Consider the following 14,926-nt stretch of genomic DNA (forward strand, 5'->3'; position numbering starts at 1 on the left):
TCGGGCGCCCGGTGGAAAAACCGCTAAAGCGCCGGGCCATTAAGGCGTATAAACCATGGAGCGATGCCGTCGCTGTCACCGCGCCGGAGCCATTTCCAACACGGGGTAGAGTCATGACCACAGCCAATCTATTGAGCCACCTGTTTCCTGCCGCCGCCGACATCCCCGAAGCCTTTCGCCTGCCCGACCCGGTGGAGCAGCGCGACTACCTGGTGGACGGTGAACTGCGCACCTGGAACGGCCCCCTGGCCCAGGTCCGCAGCCCGATCTACCTGAGCGGCGCCGACGGCGATACCCAGGTGATTCTCGGCAGCACCCCGCTGCTGGACGCCGACACCGCCCTCACCGCCCTGGACGCCGCGGTGCGCGCCTACGATCGCGGCCAGGGCGCCTGGCCAACGATGCGCGTGGCCGAGCGCATCCAGCACGTGGAAGCCTTCCTGGCGCGCATGCGCGAACAGCGCACGGCGGTGGTCAAGTTGCTGATGTGGGAAATCGGCAAGAACCTCAAGGACTCGGAGAAGGAGTTCGACCGTACCTGCGACTACATCGTCGACACCATCGGCGCGCTCAAGGAACTGGACCGGCGCTCCAGCCGCTTCGAACTGGAGCAGGACACCCTCGGCCAGATCCGCCGCGTGCCCCTGGGCGTGGCCCTGTGCATGGGCCCCTACAACTACCCGCTGAACGAGACCTTCACCACCCTGATCCCGGCGCTGATCATGGGCAACACCGTAGTGTTCAAGCCAGCCAAGCTCGGCGTGCTGCTGATCCGCCCGCTGCTCGAAGCCTTCCGCGACAGCTTCCCGGCCGGGGTGATCAACGTCATCTACGGCAGCGGCCGCGAGACCGTCAGCGCGCTGATGGCCAGCGGCAAGATCGACATCTTTGCCTTCATCGGCACCAACAAGGCCGCCAGCGACCTGAAGAAACTCCACCCCAAGCCCCACCGCCTGCGCGCGGCCCTGGGCCTGGACGCGAAGAACCCGGGGATCGTGCTGCCCGATGCCGACCTGGACAACGCGGTCAGCGAAGCCCTCACCGGCTCCCTGTCGTTCAACGGCCAGCGCTGCACCGCGCTGAAGATCCTGTTCGTCCACGAAGCCGTGGTGGAACGCTTCATCGAGCAGTTCAACGCCAAGCTGCAAGGCCTCAAGCCGGGCATGCCCTGGGAACCGGGGGTGGCCCTGACGCCGCTGCCGGAGAACACCAAGGTCGACTACCTGCACGCCCTGGTGGCCGACGCCCAGGCCCACGGCGCCAAGGTGGTGAACGCCCACGGCGGCGAGGCCCGGGCTTCGTTCTTCTACCCGGCGGTGCTGTACCCGGTGACCCCGCAGATGCGCGTCTACCACGAGGAGCAGTTCGGCCCGGTGGTGCCCATCGTGCCCTACCGCGACCTGGACACCGTGATCGACTATGTCCTGGAATCGGACTTCGGCCAGCAACTGAGCCTGTTCGGCAGCGACCCGGCCGAAATCGGCCGGCTGGTGGACGCCTTTGCCAACCAGGTCGGGCGGATCAATATCAACGCCCAGTGCCAGCGCGGCCCGGATACCTTCCCCTTCAACGGCCGCAAGAACTCCGCCGAGGGTACGCTGTCGGTACATGACGCACTGCGCACCTTCTCGATCCGCACCCTGGTGGCGACCAAGTTCCAGGAGCGCAACAAGCAATTGATCAGCGACATCATCCGTAATCGCGAGTCGAGTTTCCTGACCACCGACTACATTTTCTGAGGGAGCCCCCGAGCGTTCGCCCTGGCGCGAACGCCCGGCCCCTGCCGCCAACCGGAGGAACCGATCTGGGCCCGTTCAAACACCTGCGGGGCATCACCCTGCCACCTTTGCTGCGCCGCCTGTTGCGTCCCGTGCTCGACCCGTACCGGCGCTACCGTCACGCCCGGCTGATCCACGCGGTGCGGGTCGCCCTCGGCCTGATCGCCACCATCCTCCTGACCACCGGCCTCAACCTGCCCCACGGCGAATGGGCCTCGGTGACCATGCTGGTGGTGATCGGCGGCCTGCAGCACCACGGCAACATCGGCAAGAAGGCCGCGGAACGGGCCATCGGCACCCTGGTGGGCGCCGGGGTCGGGCTGGTGCTGGTGGTGCAGCAGGCCTACTTCGGCCACCCCTGGCTGACCTACCTGGGCATGTCGGTGGTGTGCGGCTACTTTTCCTATCACGCCATCGGCAAGGGCGGCTACACCGCGCTGCTGGCGGCGATCACCGTGTTCATCGTCGCCGGCCACGGTGACAACCAGGTCAGCGACGGCCTGTGGCGGGCGGTGGACATCCTCATCGGCATTGCCCTGGCCCTGGCGTTTTCCTTCGCCATTCCGCTGTATGCGGTGTACTCCTGGCGCTACAACCTGGCCAGCGCCCTGCGCGACTGCGCGCAGTTGTACGGGCGGATCATCAAGGGCCAGTCGGTGACCGACGACGAGCACCTCAAGCTCCTGGGCCGGGTCAACAGCGCCATGCTGCAACTGCGTTCGCTGATGCCTTCGGTGTCCAAGGAAGTACGGATTTCCATGACCGAGCTGGACGCCATCCAGCGCAACCTGCGCATGTGCATCAGCACCCTGGAGATCCTCGGCAACACCCGCCCCGATGCCAGCGACCCGCAGGCCATGGCGCAGATGCAACTGGCGCTCAAGGCCGAGCACCGGCAGATCCGCGTGCAACTGATCGGCATGGCCCGGGCCCTGCAATCGGGGGTCACCCAGCGCCTGGAGAAATCCGTGGAAGGCCACCCCGAAAACGCTCTGGAGGCCCCGGTGTATTCGGCCCTGGATGGTTACCGGCTGCTGACCCGGCAACTGGCCGCGACCCTCGGCGAGATGCACCAGCGCCTGGCCAAGAGCGCCCGGCACTGGAAGATCTAGAACAGCTCGCTGAAAGGAATGAAGGGCGCCCGATCCCCTGCCTGCAAGGTCCGGCCCTCGACGATTTCCACCAGGCCATCGGCCCAGGAAGCCCCCAGCAACACCCCGGAACTCTGGTTCGGATAAAGCACGGCGCGGCCGTTCTCCAAGCGCGCTCGCAGGTACTCGCGGCGCTTGCCGGCCTTGGGCCAAGCGAAGGCCACAGGCACCTCGACGCTCAGCGGCGCCACCTCCTGTACCCCCTGCAGCCGCAGCAGGTAGGCCCGGGCCAACAGGCCGAAGGTCACCAGTGCCGAGGCCGGGTTGCCCGGCAGGCCGATCACCGGCACCTGGCCGAAGTAACCCACGGTCAGGGGCTTGCCGGGCTTGATGGCGAGTTTCCAGAACAGCGGCCGGCCACTGTCCCTGAGCACCTGCCCGAGGCAGTCGGCATCCCCGGCGGAAACGCCGCCGGTGGTCAGGATCAGGTCCGCGCCATGCTGCAACCGCTCCAGCCTGAGGCGGGTGTGCTGCGGCCGGTCGGGCAGGATCCCGGCGTCGATCACCTCGCAGCCCAGGGCGTCCAGCCAGTGCCTGAGCAGGGTACGGTTGCTGTTGTAGATGCAGCCGGGGCGCATGGGCGTGCCCGGCTCCAGCAATTCATCGCCGGTGGACAGCAGCGCCACGCGCGGGCGGCGCACCACCTGCAACTCGGTGCAGCCCTGGGCGGCGGCCACCGCCAGTTCGAAGGGGCCGAGGCGCTTGCCGGCCTGCAGCAACACCTCGCCGGCGCGGTTCTCCTGGCCCTGGGGGCGAATGTTCTGCCCCGTTTTCAGGGCCTGGGTAAAACGCACCCGGCCGTCTTCCAGCAGCTCGACGTTCTCTTGCATCTCGACGCAGTCGGCACCTTCGGGCACCGGGGCGCCGGTGAAGATCCGCGCACAGCTGCCCGGTTGCAGGGGCGCACCGGGCTGCCCGGCGAACACGGTCTGCGCTACCGGCAACGGTGCACCGTCCCAGTGCTGCAGGTTCAGGGCGTAGCCGTCCATGGCACTGTTGGGCCAGGGCGGCAGGTCCAGGGTCGCCACCAGGTCGGTGGCCAGCACCCGTTGCCGGGCCTGATCCACGGCCAGGGTTTCGCTCTCCGGCAGGCGCTGGGCGTCGGCCATGGCCAGCAGGCTGGCCAGTGCCTCTTCCACCGGCATCAGTGGGTTCTGGCTCATCCCCGGCTCTCGCAGGCCTGCACCGGCTTGAGGTGCGGCACGAAATTGCATGGCCGGTGGCGGGCATCCAGCTGCTCGGCGAGGATGCCTTCCCAGGCGGTGCGGCAGGCCCCGGTGGAGCCCGGCAGGCAGCACACCAGGGTGCCATTGGCCAGCCCGGCCAGGGCCCGGCTCTGCACCGTGGAGGTGCCGATATCGAGAATCGAGATGGCGCGAAACAGCTCGCCGAAACCGTCGATGTGCTTGTCCAGCAGGCAGCCCACGGCTTCCGGGGTGCTGTCGCGGCCGGTAAAGCCGGTGCCACCGGTGATCAGCACCACCTGGATGCGCTCGTCGGCGATCCAGGCCGCCACCTGGGCGCGGATCTTGTACAGGTCATCCTTGAGCAGGTTGCGCTCGGCCAGGCTGTGGCCGGCCTCCAGCAGGCGGCTGACCAGCAGTTGCCCGGAGGTGTCAGTGGCATATTCCCGGGTATCGCTGACCGTCAGCACGGCCATGTTCAAGGGTACAAACAACGCATCCGACTTCACGCTCATGTCATTCTCCGACCGGCAGGCTAAAAATCATGAACCCAGGCTAAAGGCCCGCCGACGCGGCTGTCTAATCGTTCTGGCTGACCGGATTATCGATGCGCTCTATCATCCTGCCAGGCCCTGCAAGGGGGCCGATAAAGCCCGTCAATCGGCCATTCAACACTTCCGATTGGACGTACCCGAAGGACAATGCCATCGTTTGCGCCACCTACTTGATATGCGTCCCGCCATGACCCCGACCCAGCCCACCTCCGCCTGTTCCCTGCCCTGCTCGATCCTGCTGCTGGCCGGTGGCCGCGGCTCGCGCATGGGCGGCCAGGACAAGGGCCTGGTGGCCTGGCGCGGCCAGCCGCTGATTGCCCATGTGCAGGCGGTGGTGCGGCCCTTGAGCGATGACCTGATCATTTCCTGCAACCGCAACGCCGAGCGCTACCGGGCCTATGCCGACCGCTTGGTGGAGGATGGGCAGAAGGATTTCCCCGGGCCCCTGGCCGGAGTCCTGGCCGGCCTCGCGACGGCCCGCCACCCCTGGCTGCTGGTGCTGGCCTGCGATGCGCCGCAGATCGACGCGGCGCTGATCCAGGCCCTGCTGGATGCCCGCGGCAACGACACCAGGCCGGTGATGGTGCAGCAGGCCGGGCAATGGCAACCCATGTTCAGCCTGATCCCCACGGCGCTGCTGGGCGACCTGCGCCAGGCCTGGGACAACGGCGAGCGCAGCCTGCTGCGGGCCCTGGCCGCCCATGGGCTGAGGCCCCTGCCCTGCGCCGCGGACGATCCGCGGCTGAGCAACTTCAATACCCCTGAACTACTGTCTGAAGCAGGCCCCAAGCCCCTGGCCTGAACAGCGCCGGAGGTGCCCAAGGGCGCAACCGGGCAAGGCCCCAGGCCTTTTCATGGGCGCAACACCTGCGTTATTACTGAACCCGACTTTTCCCACAACAGGTGCCACCGTGGACATCAAGCAACTCAAGTTTCTGATCGCCCTGGAGCAGACCCGGCACTTTGGCCAGGCCGCCGCGCGCTGCCATATCACCCAGCCGACCCTGTCCATGCGCCTGCGCAATCTTGAGGATGAACTGGACCTGATCCTGGTCACCCGTGGCCAGCGCTTCGAAGGCTTCACCGAAGCCGGCGAGCGGGTGCTGGCCTGGGCCAAGACCCTGCTGGCAGCCCATGACGGGCTGTTCGCCGAAGCCGCTGCCTGCCGCGGGCAACTGGTGGGCAAGCTGCGCCTGGGGCTGGTACCGCTGAGCGGCTTCAACCCCATCAGCTACGTGCAACAGCTATCGTCGAGCTTCCCGGAACTGCAGTTCAGCCTGTCGTCCATGAGCTCCGACCGGATCATCGAGGACATCGGCAACAACCAGCTGGACCTGGGGGTCTGCTACCTGGACCACGTCAACCCCAACTACCTGGACTTCTTCGAGATCGGCGAGACCCGGGTCGGCCTGCTCTACGACACCCGGCACTTTCATTTCGAAGGCACCGAGATGAGCTGGGAGGACGCCGCCGAACTGCCGCTGGGCATGCTCAGCACCGGCATGCACTATCGCAAGTCCATCGACCTGAGCTTTCGCAGCCGCGGACTGAACCCGCAGCCGATCCTGGAAAGCGACTCCACCTACCAACTGTTCCAGGCGATCCACGAAGGCTTCTGCTGCTCGATCATGCCCCTGGACAGCGGCCTGGATTCGCCCATCGAGAACCTGGCCTTTATCCAACTGCCGGATGCCAGCGTGCTGGCGCCACTGGGGCTGGTGATGCGCAAGACCGAGCCGCGCTCGGCGATTGCCGAAAAGTGCTTCGCCGAAGCCAAGAAGCTGTTTGCGATCAAAGAGTGAATCAATGCCCCAGGGCCGCCCATGGCCCTGGGCAAATCGAATGCAACGAGGTGTGGTCATGGTTTGCCGGATCGAACAAACGGAGCAACAACCCGAGGCCAATGCGCCGGCGCCGGCGCCGCAGCGGGTGGCCTATCGCGAGTACAGCGCCGACGGCCCGATGGCCGAGGCGCCGCTGGCCGCCGAGATCGCCCTGGCGATCACCTACAACGGCCTGAGCCAGGCGGTGATGATGGTGTCTCCGGGCAACCTGGAAGACTTCATTCGCGGCTTCAGCATCACCAACGACATCGTCAATGACCTCGGCGAAATCTACGACATCCGCCTAAGCCACTTCCCCCAGGCCTGCCAGGCCGACGTGGAAATTTCCAGCCGGGCGTTCTGGGCCCTCAAGGACCATCGCCGGCAAATGGCCGGCACCAGCGGCTGTGGCCTGTGCGGAGTGGAGGCCCTGGAACAGGCGCTGCCGCAACTGCAGATCCTCGAACCCGCGGCCCTGCCACCTGCCGAACACCTGCAGGGCCTGCGCGAGCGCATCGAACAGGCCCAGCACATGGCCCGCAGCAGCGGCGCCCTGCATGCGGCGCTGTACTTCGACGAACAGGGCGAGGTGCGCCTGTGCCAGGAAGACATCGGCCGCCACAACGCCCTGGACAAGCTGATTGGCGCGCTGCTGCAGGCCGGGATCGATGGCAGCCGGGGCTTCACCGTGGTCACCAGCCGTTGCAGCCTGGAACTGATCCACAAGGCCGTGCGCGCCCGCCTCGGTACCCTGGTCAGCCTCTCGGCGCCGACCGCACTCACCGTGCAATGGGCCAACAAGCATCGCCTGAACCTGATCCACGTCCCCCACCGCAACGCCCCACGTATCTACAGCCCGGTGTAAATGCACCACGCCGGATGACATGCATCCGGCGTGGCTAGCCCCTTCCCTCAAGCCTCTGTCAGCGGCATAAGCTCAACGTTCTACACCCCAACGTTCGGCCGCCTGCCGGTCGCTCTCGCGACCGTCGATCCAGCGTTCGCCGGCCGGGGTGACTTCGCGTTTCCAGAACGGGGCGCGGGTCTTGAGGTAATCCATGATGAAGGCGCAAGCCTCGAAGGCCGCTTGGCGATGGGCGCTGGCCACCCCGACAAAGACGATGGGCTCACCCACCTGCAGCAACCCCACCCGGTGCACCAGGCTCACCCGGTTCAGCGGCCAGCGCGCCTGGGCTTGCTCCACGATGCGCTGCAGCGAGCGCTCGGTCATGCCCGGGTAGTGTTCAAGAAACAGGCTGTGCACCGCCTCCCCCAGGTTGAGATCGCGCACATAACCGACAAAGGTCACCACGCCGCCGACGCTGGCGTCGCCGGCCTGCAAGCCGGCATTCAGCTGGTCGAGGCTCAACGCCTGGGTCTGCACCTGGATGCTCATGCTCAGCCTCCGGTCACTTGCGGAAAGAAGGCGATTTCATCGAAGTCCTCGATGGCCGCATCAAGCTTGCACAGTTCCTGGTTCAGCGCGCACATCAGGCTGTTCTCCCCCAGCACCTGCGCCCAGGTTTCACCCCGGGCCATCAGCCGCTGGCGCAGGTCCTCGACGGTGCGCAGGCTGGCATCCAGGGACAGTTTTTCGCCACCGCAGCCCAGTTGCTCACGGTAGCGGGCAAAGTAGTTGACCAGAATCATCGGGCCTCTCCTGCGATAAAGGTGCCGGACTTGCCGCCCTGCTTCTTCAGCAGGTGCAGCCCTTCGATGACCATGGCGCGGTCCACCGCCTTGCACATGTCATAGATCGTCAGCGCCGCCACGCTGGCGGCGGTCATGGCTTCCAGCTCGACCCCGGTGGCGCCGTTGAGCCGGCAGCAACTGGTGATCTGCACCCGGTCCGGCGGCAGTGCCCGTAGTTCGATGTGGATCCCGGTGAGCAGCAACGGGTGGCACAGGGGGATCAGTTCGTGGGTCTTCTTTGCCGCCATGATCCCGGCGATGCGCGCCACGGCGAACACATCGCCCTTGGGATGGCCCTGGTCCTGGATCAGTTGCAGGGTGGCCGGGAGCATGCGCACCCAGGCCCGAGCCTGGGCCTCGCGCTCGGTAGCGGCCTTGCAGGTGACATCCACCATGCTGGCCCGGCCCTGGTCGTCCAGGTGAGTGAGTTCATTCATGTGCAACCTCGGATAACAACAGTGGATCAGCTCAGGACATAGTCCACCGGCTCCAGCGCCGGCGGCAGTTCGGTGGCCCCCAGGGCTTCGAGAATCTCGCGCTCGATGTTGCGCACGATGGCGCTCAGCGGCAGGTCGTTCTCGTCGTGGCCGAAGGGGTCTTCCAGCTCGTCGCCAATGGCGTCCAGGCCGAAGAAGGTGTAGCTGACGATGGCGGTGAAGATCGGCGTCAGCCAGCCCAGGGGCTCGGCCATGGCAAAGGGCAGGAGGATGCAGAACATGTAGCTGGTGCGGTGCAGCAGCAACGTGTAGGGAAACGGCAGCGGCGTGGCCTTGATCCGCTCGCAGGTGGATTGCGCGCCGGTGATGGCCGCCAGTTGATTGGCCAGCAGCAGGTAGCGCCATTCGCTGAGCCGCCCCGCCTGGGCCTGGTCCGAACACTGGCGCGCGATCTGGCGCAGCAGGCTGTCCGGCAGGTTGCTGGTGCTTGCCGGCGGCAACTGGCTGAGCCAGGTATCGGCAGCGCTCAGTTCATCTTCGCGGCGCAGCCGGGCCTTGAGGGCATGGGCGAAACCGCACAGGTCACGCAGGATCGCGCTGCGCGCCCGGGCATCTTCAAGCACCTGGGTTTCGCGGATCATCGAGCGCACCTCGGTCACCACCGTGCCCAGGGCCTTGCGCGCTTCGTACCAGCGGTCGTAGCAGGCGTTGTTGCGAAAGCTCATGAAGATCGACAGCGACAGGCCGAGCAAGGTGAACGGGGTGGCATTGACCTTGGAGAAATACGCCGGGTGCAAGGTCTCGATCAGCACGATGGCCGAGGCCAGCAGGGTCACCAGCAGGCTGCGCAGGGCGATGCGCTTGGCAATCGACCCCTTGAGGGAAATCAGCACGCTGATCAGGTTGGGTTTGGATCTGACGATCATCGGGGTAGAACCTTTGCACAATGAAAAGCCGTGATGAGCAGCGGTTCAGCCGCCGGTCATGTTCATGAAGCGCACCACCTGCACCTCGTCGTTGAGTTCGAAGTGATGGCTGTAGGGCTTGAGCTTCATCGCCTCGACTATGGCCCGCTGCAGGCGCCCGGTATCGCCGGGGTGAGCGCGCAGCACGGCCTTGAGGTCCACCGAGTGCTCGTTGCCCAGGCACAGCAGCAAGCGGCCTTCGACGGTCAGGCGCACGCGGTTGCAGGTGCCGCAGAAGTTGTGGCTGTGGGGCGAGATGAACCCCAGGCGAATGTGCGGCGCCTCGGCCAGGCGCCAGTAGCGCGACGGGCCCTGGGTCGACTCGGCGGACTCGATCAGGGTGTAGCGCTCGGCGATCCGCTCGCGAACCCGGGCACTGGAAAAGAACGCATCGCTGCGGCTGTGTTCGCTGATGGTGCCCAGGGGCATTTCCTCGATAAAGGAGATGTCCAGGCCGCGGTCGATGGCAAAGGCCACCAGTTCGTTGATCTGCTGGTCGTTGCGCCCCTTCATCACCACACAGTTGAGCTTGGTGCGCTCAAAGCCGGCGGCAATCGCCGCGTCGATGCCGGCAACCACCTGGCCCAGCTCGCCGGTGCGGGTCAGCTGCCGAAACAGGGTCGGGTCCAGGCTGTCGAGGCTGATGTTCAGGCGCTTGACCCCGGCGTCGAACAGCGGCGCGGCCAGCTTGCCCAGTTGCGAGCCGTTGGTGGTCATGCACAGCTCCCGCAGCCCGGGCAGCCGGGCAATGTCCCGGCACAGCTGGACCACCCCGGGGCGGATCAGCGGCTCGCCGCCAGTGAGGCGGATCTTGCGGGTACCCAGGGCCACGAAACGTTCGGCCAGCTGGTACAGCTCCTCCAGGGTAAGAATGCGTTGGCGCGGCAGGAACTGCATGTCCTCGGCCATGCAATACACACAGCGGAAATCGCAGCGGTCGGTCACCGACATGCGCAGATAGTCGACCCGCCGAGCGAAGCCATCGAGCAATACCTGATCTGACATCCGAGCCTCTTTCGACGGTGGGAATCCATCGCGATTAGTTGAAGTTCTTCCACACAAGCACCTGCAGAAGGTGTTATTGGCGGCAAGATTAAAAGCCATTAAAAGCCCCGTCCAATCGCTATTAACAACTGGCTGATCAATACAATCTATCGCTCCTGAAATCGCTTCCCACAAAGGCCGAAACAAACAATCAACCATTTGATATATATAGACTTTTAACGGTGATAGAGGCTTTCGATCAGCCGGTCATTAATTGCGATTAGACAGCGGCCACGGGTGACGAATAGGCTTTATTCGTGGCCCATATAACGAGCCCTGAAAGTTACTCCACGCCAATAAGCAACACCGAACTCAAACAAGTTCACAACAACCGCATTTAGCCTGTGCAGTCAAACAATCACTGACATCGATTCAATGTCGGCCGGTTGCCTGCGTGCGCTGTATTGGAGAAATATCATGAGCGAAGTTGATCGATACAAACCCTACAAGGGGGCGGCCGCCGGTTGGGGGGCACTGATCGCAGTGACCAAGAACTGGCTGGGCAGCGAGAACGCCTTCAAGAACATCCGCGCCATGCTCAAGACCAACCAGAACGGCGGCTTCGACTGCCCCGGCTGCGCCTGGGGCGAGTCGCCGGAAAACGGCATGGTCAAGTTCTGCGAGAACGGCGCCAAGGCGGTCAACTGGGAAGCCACCGGGCGCCTGGTGAACCCGGCCTTCTTCAACAAATACACGGTCTCGGCCCTGGCCGCGCAGAGCGACTACTGGCTCGAGTACCAGGGCCGCCTGACCCACCCCATGCGCTATGACGCCACCCAGGACCGCTATGTGGAAACCACCTGGGACGAGGCCTTCGAGCTGATTGCCAGCCACCTCAAGGGCCTGGACTCGCCCAACCAGGCGGAGTTCTACACCTCCGGCCGGGCCAGCAACGAGGCGGCCTACCTGTACCAACTGTTCGTGCGCGCCTATGGCACCAACAACTTCCCCGACTGCTCCAACATGTGCCACGAGGCCAGTGCCGTGGGTATGTTCGAAAGCGTCGGCGTGGGCAAGGGCACGGTGGTGTTCCATGACCTGGAACAGGCCGACGCGATCTTCGTCATCGGCCAGAACCCCGGCACCAACCACCCGCGGATGCTCGAGCCACTGCGCGAGGCGGTGAAACGCGGTGCCCAGGTGATCTGCTTCAACCCCCTCAAGGAACGTGGCCTGGAGCGTTTCCAGCATCCCCAGCACCCGCTGGAGATGCTCACCAACGGCTCCGAGCCCACCTCCTCGGCCTACTTCCGCCCGGCCCTGGGCGGCGACATGGCGGCCTTTCGCGGCATAGCCAAGTTCCTCCTGCGCTGGGAGCGCGAAGCCCTGGCCAACAATGGCGAAGCGGTGTTCGACCGGGCCTTCATCGCCGAACACACCTCGGGCCTGGACAGCTACCTGGCCGAAGTCGATGCCACGTCCTGGAACCACATCGTCGAGCAGTCCGGCCTGAGCCTGGCCGACATCGAGCTGGCCGCGCGCATGTACCGCAAGGCCAAGCGCGCGATCATGTGCTGGGCCATGGGCCTGACCCAGCACACCCACTCGGTGCCAACCATCCAGGAAGTGATCAACGTGCTGTTGCTGCGGGGCAATATCGGCCGTCCCGGCGCCGGCCTGTCGCCGGTGCGCGGCCACAGCAACGTGCAGGGCGACCGCACCATGGGCATCAACGAACTGGCGCCCACCGAGCTGCTGGATGCCCTTGAGGCGCGCTTCGGCTTCAAGCCGCCCCGGGAGCACGGGCACAACACGGTGATGGCGATCTCGGCCATGGAACAGGGCCGGGCCAAGGTGTTCATCGGCCTGGGGGGCAACTTTGCCCAGGCCACCCCGGACACCCCGCGCACCCACGCGGCCCTGCGCAACTGCGAGCTCACCGTGCACATAGCCACCAAGCTCAACCGCAGCCACCTGGTGACCGGGCGCGAGGCGCTGATCCTGCCGTGCCTGGGCCGCACCGATATCGACATCCAGGCCAACGGCCCGCAAGGCATCACCGTGGAAGACACCTTCAGCATGGTGCATATCTCCCACGGCCAGCTCAAACCCAAGTCGCCGCACCTGCGCTCGGAACCGGCGATCATCGCCGGCATCGCCAACGCCACCCTGGGCCAGCACCCCATCGACTGGCTGTGGGCGATCGAAGACTACGGGCGCATCCGCGACCTGATCGCCGACACCATCCCCGGTTTTGCCGACTTCAACCTCAAGCTGCTCAACCCCGGCGGCTTCCACCTGGGCAACGACGCCAGCCAACGGCGCTGGAACACCGCCACCGGCAAGGCGCGGTTCATCCCCAGCGAGCTGCCGGAACACCTGGTCAGCGCCGGGGTGCGCAAGCTCAAGGTCAAGCCCGACCTGATCCTGCAGACCATGCGCTCCCACGACCAGTACAACACCACCCTGTATGGCCTGGACGACCGCTATCGCGGGGTCTACGGCATGCGCGAGGTGCTGTTCGCCAACGAGGACGACATCCGCCGGCTGGGCTACGAGCCGGGGCAGAAGGTCGACATCGTGTCGCTGTGGGATGACGGCCGGGAACGCCGGGTCAGCGGTTTCACCCTGATCGCCTACGACATTCCCACCGGCCAGTCGGCCGCCTACTACCCGGAGACCAACCCCCTGGTGCCCCTGGAAAGCTACGGCGACCGCACCTACACGCCGACCTCCAAGTTCATCGCCATCCGCCTGGAGCCGGCGGCGGCCAGCAACCTGATCCAGTCCGTCGGCGTTTGACCCGGCCGGAGCGGCCAAGGCGCCGCTCCAGCCTGCCCCGCGCAGCCTTTTGCCGTACGCCGCGAACCCGGGTTCACGGCGGCCGGAAGGCGCCTGCGCGGGCCCCCAGCCATTACGAGGGTTTCGTCATGTTTCATCTACAGGCACTCGACCTAGCGCGCATCCAGTTCGCGTTCACGGTCTCGTTCCACATCATCTTTCCCGCCATCACCATCGGCCTGGCCAGTTTCCTGGCGGTGCTCGAAGGCTTGTGGCTCAAGACCCACAACAGCACCTACAAGGACCTGTACCACTTCTGGTCGAAGATTTTCGCCGTCAACTTCGGCATGGGCGTGGTTTCCGGGCTGGTCATGGCCTACGAGTTCGGCACCAACTGGAGCCGCTTCTCGGACTTCGCCGGGAGTATCACCGGCCCTCTGCTGACCTATGAAGTGCTGACCGCGTTCTTCCTCGAAGCGGGCTTTCTCGGGGTCATGCTGTTCGGCTGGAACCGGGTGGGTCGCGGGCTGCACTTTTTCGCCACGGTGATGGTGGCCATCGGCACCCTGATCTCGACCTTCTGGATCCTCGCCTCCAACAGCTGGATGCAGACGCCCCAGGGCTTCTCCATCGTCGATGGGCGGATCATGCCCATGGACTGGCTGGCGATCGTCTTCAACCCGTCCTTCCCCTTCCGCCTGATGCACATGGCGATTGCCGCATTCGTCGCCACGGCGTTCTTCGTCGGATCGAGCGCCGCCTGGCACCTGCTGCGGGGCAACGACACGCCGCCGGTGCGCAAGATGCTGTCGATGGCGCTGTGGATGGCGCTGATCGTGGCACCGATCCAGGCGGTGGTCGGTGACGCCCATGGCCTGAACACCCTGGAGCACCAGCCGGCGAAGATCGCTGCCATCGAAGGCCACTGGGAAAACCACGGCAGCGAACCCTCGCCCCTGGTGCTGTTCGGCATTCCCAACATGGACGGCGAGAAAACCGACTACGCCGTGGAAGTGCCCTACCTGGGCAGCCTGATCCTGACCCACAGCCTGGATAAGCAGATCCCGGCGCTCAAGAGCTTCCCCAAGGAAGACCGTCCCAACTCGGCCATCGTGTTCTTCAGCTTCCGCATCATGGCCGGCCTGGGCATGTTGATGATCCTCACCGGGTTGCTGGGCCTGCTGCTGCGACGCAACGGCGCGCTGTACCGCAACCGCCTGTTCCTGCGCCTGGTGCTGTGGATGGGCCCCACCGGCCTGATCGCCATGCTGGCGGGCTGGATCACCACCGAAGTCGGGCGCCAGCCCTGGGTGGTGTACGGCCTGCTGCGCACCAGCGACGCCGCGTCCAACCACAGCGTGACCCAACTGAGCATCTCCCTGGCGCTGTTCGTGGTGATCTACTTCTCGGTGTTCGCGGTGGGCATCGGCTACATGATGAAGCTGGTGCGCAAGGGCCCGCAGCCCCACCACGAGCACCCGCCGACCCACCCTGTCGGCCAGGAGCCAACACCGCGCCGTCCACTGTCCGCCATCGCCGAGACCTTTGCGTCCAGCGACCAACACCACTGAAACAAG

At 65.4% G+C, this 14,926-nt stretch carries 14 protein-coding genes; 7 read left to right on the forward strand and 7 right to left on the reverse strand.

From position 1 onward, the window contains the following. The first annotated feature begins 113 nt into the window (after positions 1-113). Both PFLCHA0_RS18755 and PFLCHA0_RS18760 read left to right on the forward strand, forming a co-directional pair. Positions 114-1,739, forward strand: a complete 1,626-nt coding sequence (locus tag PFLCHA0_RS18755; protein ID WP_011061993.1) for an NADP-dependent glyceraldehyde-3-phosphate dehydrogenase — start codon at positions 114-116, stop codon at positions 1,737-1,739. 107 nt (positions 1,740-1,846) lie between these two features. Continuing rightward, positions 1,847-2,890: an FUSC family protein gene (locus tag PFLCHA0_RS18760; RefSeq protein WP_011061994.1), complete on the forward strand. Its 1,044-nt coding sequence runs from the start codon at positions 1,847-1,849 to the stop codon at positions 2,888-2,890. On the opposite strand, the gene PFLCHA0_RS18765 is transcribed toward PFLCHA0_RS18760, so the two are convergent. Together PFLCHA0_RS18765 and moaB are read right to left on the reverse strand one after the other, a co-directional pair. Continuing rightward, positions 2,887-4,092 (reverse strand): molybdopterin molybdotransferase MoeA, encoded by a 1,206-nt coding sequence (locus tag PFLCHA0_RS18765; protein WP_015636133.1) that lies wholly within the window; start codon positions 4,090-4,092, stop codon positions 2,887-2,889. The genes PFLCHA0_RS18760 and PFLCHA0_RS18765 overlap by 4 nt on opposite strands. Next, positions 4,089-4,628 carry a molybdenum cofactor biosynthesis protein B gene (gene moaB / locus PFLCHA0_RS18770; RefSeq protein ID WP_015636134.1) on the reverse strand — a complete coding sequence of 180 codons (540 nt, stop codon included), beginning with the start codon at positions 4,626-4,628 and terminating at the stop codon, positions 4,089-4,091. Before moaB ends, PFLCHA0_RS18765 begins: the two co-directional genes overlap by 4 nt. A gap of 226 nt (positions 4,629-4,854) precedes the next feature. On the opposite strand from moaB, the gene mobA reads away from it, so the two are divergent. The 3 genes from mobA (at position 4,855) to fdhD (ending at position 7,355) form a co-directional block, all read left to right on the forward strand. Continuing rightward, positions 4,855-5,469 carry a molybdenum cofactor guanylyltransferase MobA gene (gene mobA / locus PFLCHA0_RS18775; protein WP_015636135.1) on the forward strand — a complete coding sequence of 205 codons (615 nt, stop codon included), beginning with the start codon at positions 4,855-4,857 and terminating at the stop codon, positions 5,467-5,469. Positions 5,470-5,578: 109 nt separating this feature from the next. Continuing rightward, a complete protein-coding gene (locus tag PFLCHA0_RS18780) occupies positions 5,579-6,469 on the forward strand; it encodes a LysR family transcriptional regulator (RefSeq protein ID WP_011061998.1) in 891 nt (296 codons plus the stop codon). 58 nt (positions 6,470-6,527) lie between these two features. Further along, entirely contained in the window at positions 6,528-7,355 is an 828-nt protein-coding gene (gene fdhD, locus PFLCHA0_RS18785) for a formate dehydrogenase accessory sulfurtransferase FdhD (protein ID WP_015636137.1), read from the forward strand. Between the two features lie 72 nt (positions 7,356-7,427). Here the strand turns inward: fdhD and moaE are convergent, their stop codons facing one another. The 5 genes from moaE to moaA are packed head-to-tail and all read right to left on the reverse strand — an operon-like array spanning position 7,428 to position 10,589. Continuing rightward, complete coding sequence (gene moaE, locus PFLCHA0_RS18790) at positions 7,428-7,886, reverse strand: molybdopterin synthase catalytic subunit MoaE (RefSeq protein ID WP_015636138.1); 459 nt, start codon at positions 7,884-7,886, stop codon at positions 7,428-7,430. Positions 7,887-7,888: 2 nt separating this feature from the next. After that, positions 7,889-8,140 carry a molybdopterin converting factor subunit 1 gene (gene moaD, locus PFLCHA0_RS18795; RefSeq protein ID WP_015636139.1) on the reverse strand — a complete coding sequence of 84 codons (252 nt, stop codon included), beginning with the start codon at positions 8,138-8,140 and terminating at the stop codon, positions 7,889-7,891. Then, positions 8,137-8,619, reverse strand: a complete 483-nt coding sequence (moaC, locus tag PFLCHA0_RS18800; RefSeq protein WP_015636140.1) for a cyclic pyranopterin monophosphate synthase MoaC — start codon at positions 8,617-8,619, stop codon at positions 8,137-8,139. Before moaC ends, moaD begins: the two co-directional genes overlap by 4 nt. Before the next feature lie 26 nt (positions 8,620-8,645). Beyond that, the gene (locus tag PFLCHA0_RS18805; protein WP_015636141.1) at positions 8,646-9,545 is read right to left on the reverse strand and encodes a bestrophin family protein; all 900 of its coding nucleotides are present in this window, start codon (positions 9,543-9,545) and stop codon (positions 8,646-8,648) included. A gap of 45 nt (positions 9,546-9,590) precedes the next feature. Then, complete coding sequence (gene moaA / locus PFLCHA0_RS18810) at positions 9,591-10,589, reverse strand: GTP 3',8-cyclase MoaA (RefSeq protein ID WP_041752364.1); 999 nt, start codon at positions 10,587-10,589, stop codon at positions 9,591-9,593. Positions 10,590-11,045: 456 nt separating this feature from the next. Between moaA and PFLCHA0_RS18815 the strand changes: the two genes are divergently transcribed. After that, the gene (locus PFLCHA0_RS18815) at positions 11,046-13,370 is read left to right on the forward strand and encodes an FdhF/YdeP family oxidoreductase (protein WP_015636143.1); all 2,325 of its coding nucleotides are present in this window, start codon (positions 11,046-11,048) and stop codon (positions 13,368-13,370) included. A gap of 128 nt (positions 13,371-13,498) precedes the next feature. Next, complete coding sequence (locus PFLCHA0_RS18820) at positions 13,499-14,920, forward strand: cytochrome ubiquinol oxidase subunit I (RefSeq protein ID WP_015636144.1); 1,422 nt, start codon at positions 13,499-13,501, stop codon at positions 14,918-14,920. Positions 14,921-14,926: the final 6 nt, after the last annotated feature.

It is taken from the genome of Pseudomonas protegens CHA0 (assembly GCF_000397205.1).
In the GTDB taxonomy this organism is placed as follows: Bacteria; Pseudomonadota; Gammaproteobacteria; order Pseudomonadales; family Pseudomonadaceae; genus Aquipseudomonas; species Aquipseudomonas protegens.

Coding starts and splice junctions, on each gene's coding strand:
- PFLCHA0_RS18755 (WP_011061993.1), top strand. CDS start 114: ATGACCACAGCCAATCTATTGAGCCACCTGTTTCCTGCCGCCGCCGAC.
- PFLCHA0_RS18765 (WP_015636133.1), bottom strand. CDS start 4,092: ATGAGCCAGAACCCACTGATGCCGGTGGAAGAGGCACTGGCCAGCCTG.
- moaB (WP_015636134.1), bottom strand. CDS start 4,628: ATGAGCGTGAAGTCGGATGCGTTGTTTGTACCCTTGAACATGGCCGTG.
- mobA (WP_015636135.1), top strand. CDS start 4,855: ATGACCCCGACCCAGCCCACCTCCGCCTGTTCCCTGCCCTGCTCGATC.
- fdhD (WP_015636137.1), top strand. CDS start 6,528: ATGGTTTGCCGGATCGAACAAACGGAGCAACAACCCGAGGCCAATGCG.
- moaE (WP_015636138.1), bottom strand. CDS start 7,886: ATGAGCATCCAGGTGCAGACCCAGGCGTTGAGCCTCGACCAGCTGAAT.
- moaD (WP_015636139.1), bottom strand. CDS start 8,140: ATGATTCTGGTCAACTACTTTGCCCGCTACCGTGAGCAACTGGGCTGC.
- moaC (WP_015636140.1), bottom strand. CDS start 8,619: ATGAATGAACTCACTCACCTGGACGACCAGGGCCGGGCCAGCATGGTG.
- PFLCHA0_RS18805 (WP_015636141.1), bottom strand. CDS start 9,545: ATGATCGTCAGATCCAAACCCAACCTGATCAGCGTGCTGATTTCCCTC.
- moaA (WP_041752364.1), bottom strand. CDS start 10,589: ATGTCAGATCAGGTATTGCTCGATGGCTTCGCTCGGCGGGTCGACTAT.
- PFLCHA0_RS18815 (WP_015636143.1), top strand. CDS start 11,046: ATGAGCGAAGTTGATCGATACAAACCCTACAAGGGGGCGGCCGCCGGT.
- PFLCHA0_RS18820 (WP_015636144.1), top strand. CDS start 13,499: ATGTTTCATCTACAGGCACTCGACCTAGCGCGCATCCAGTTCGCGTTC.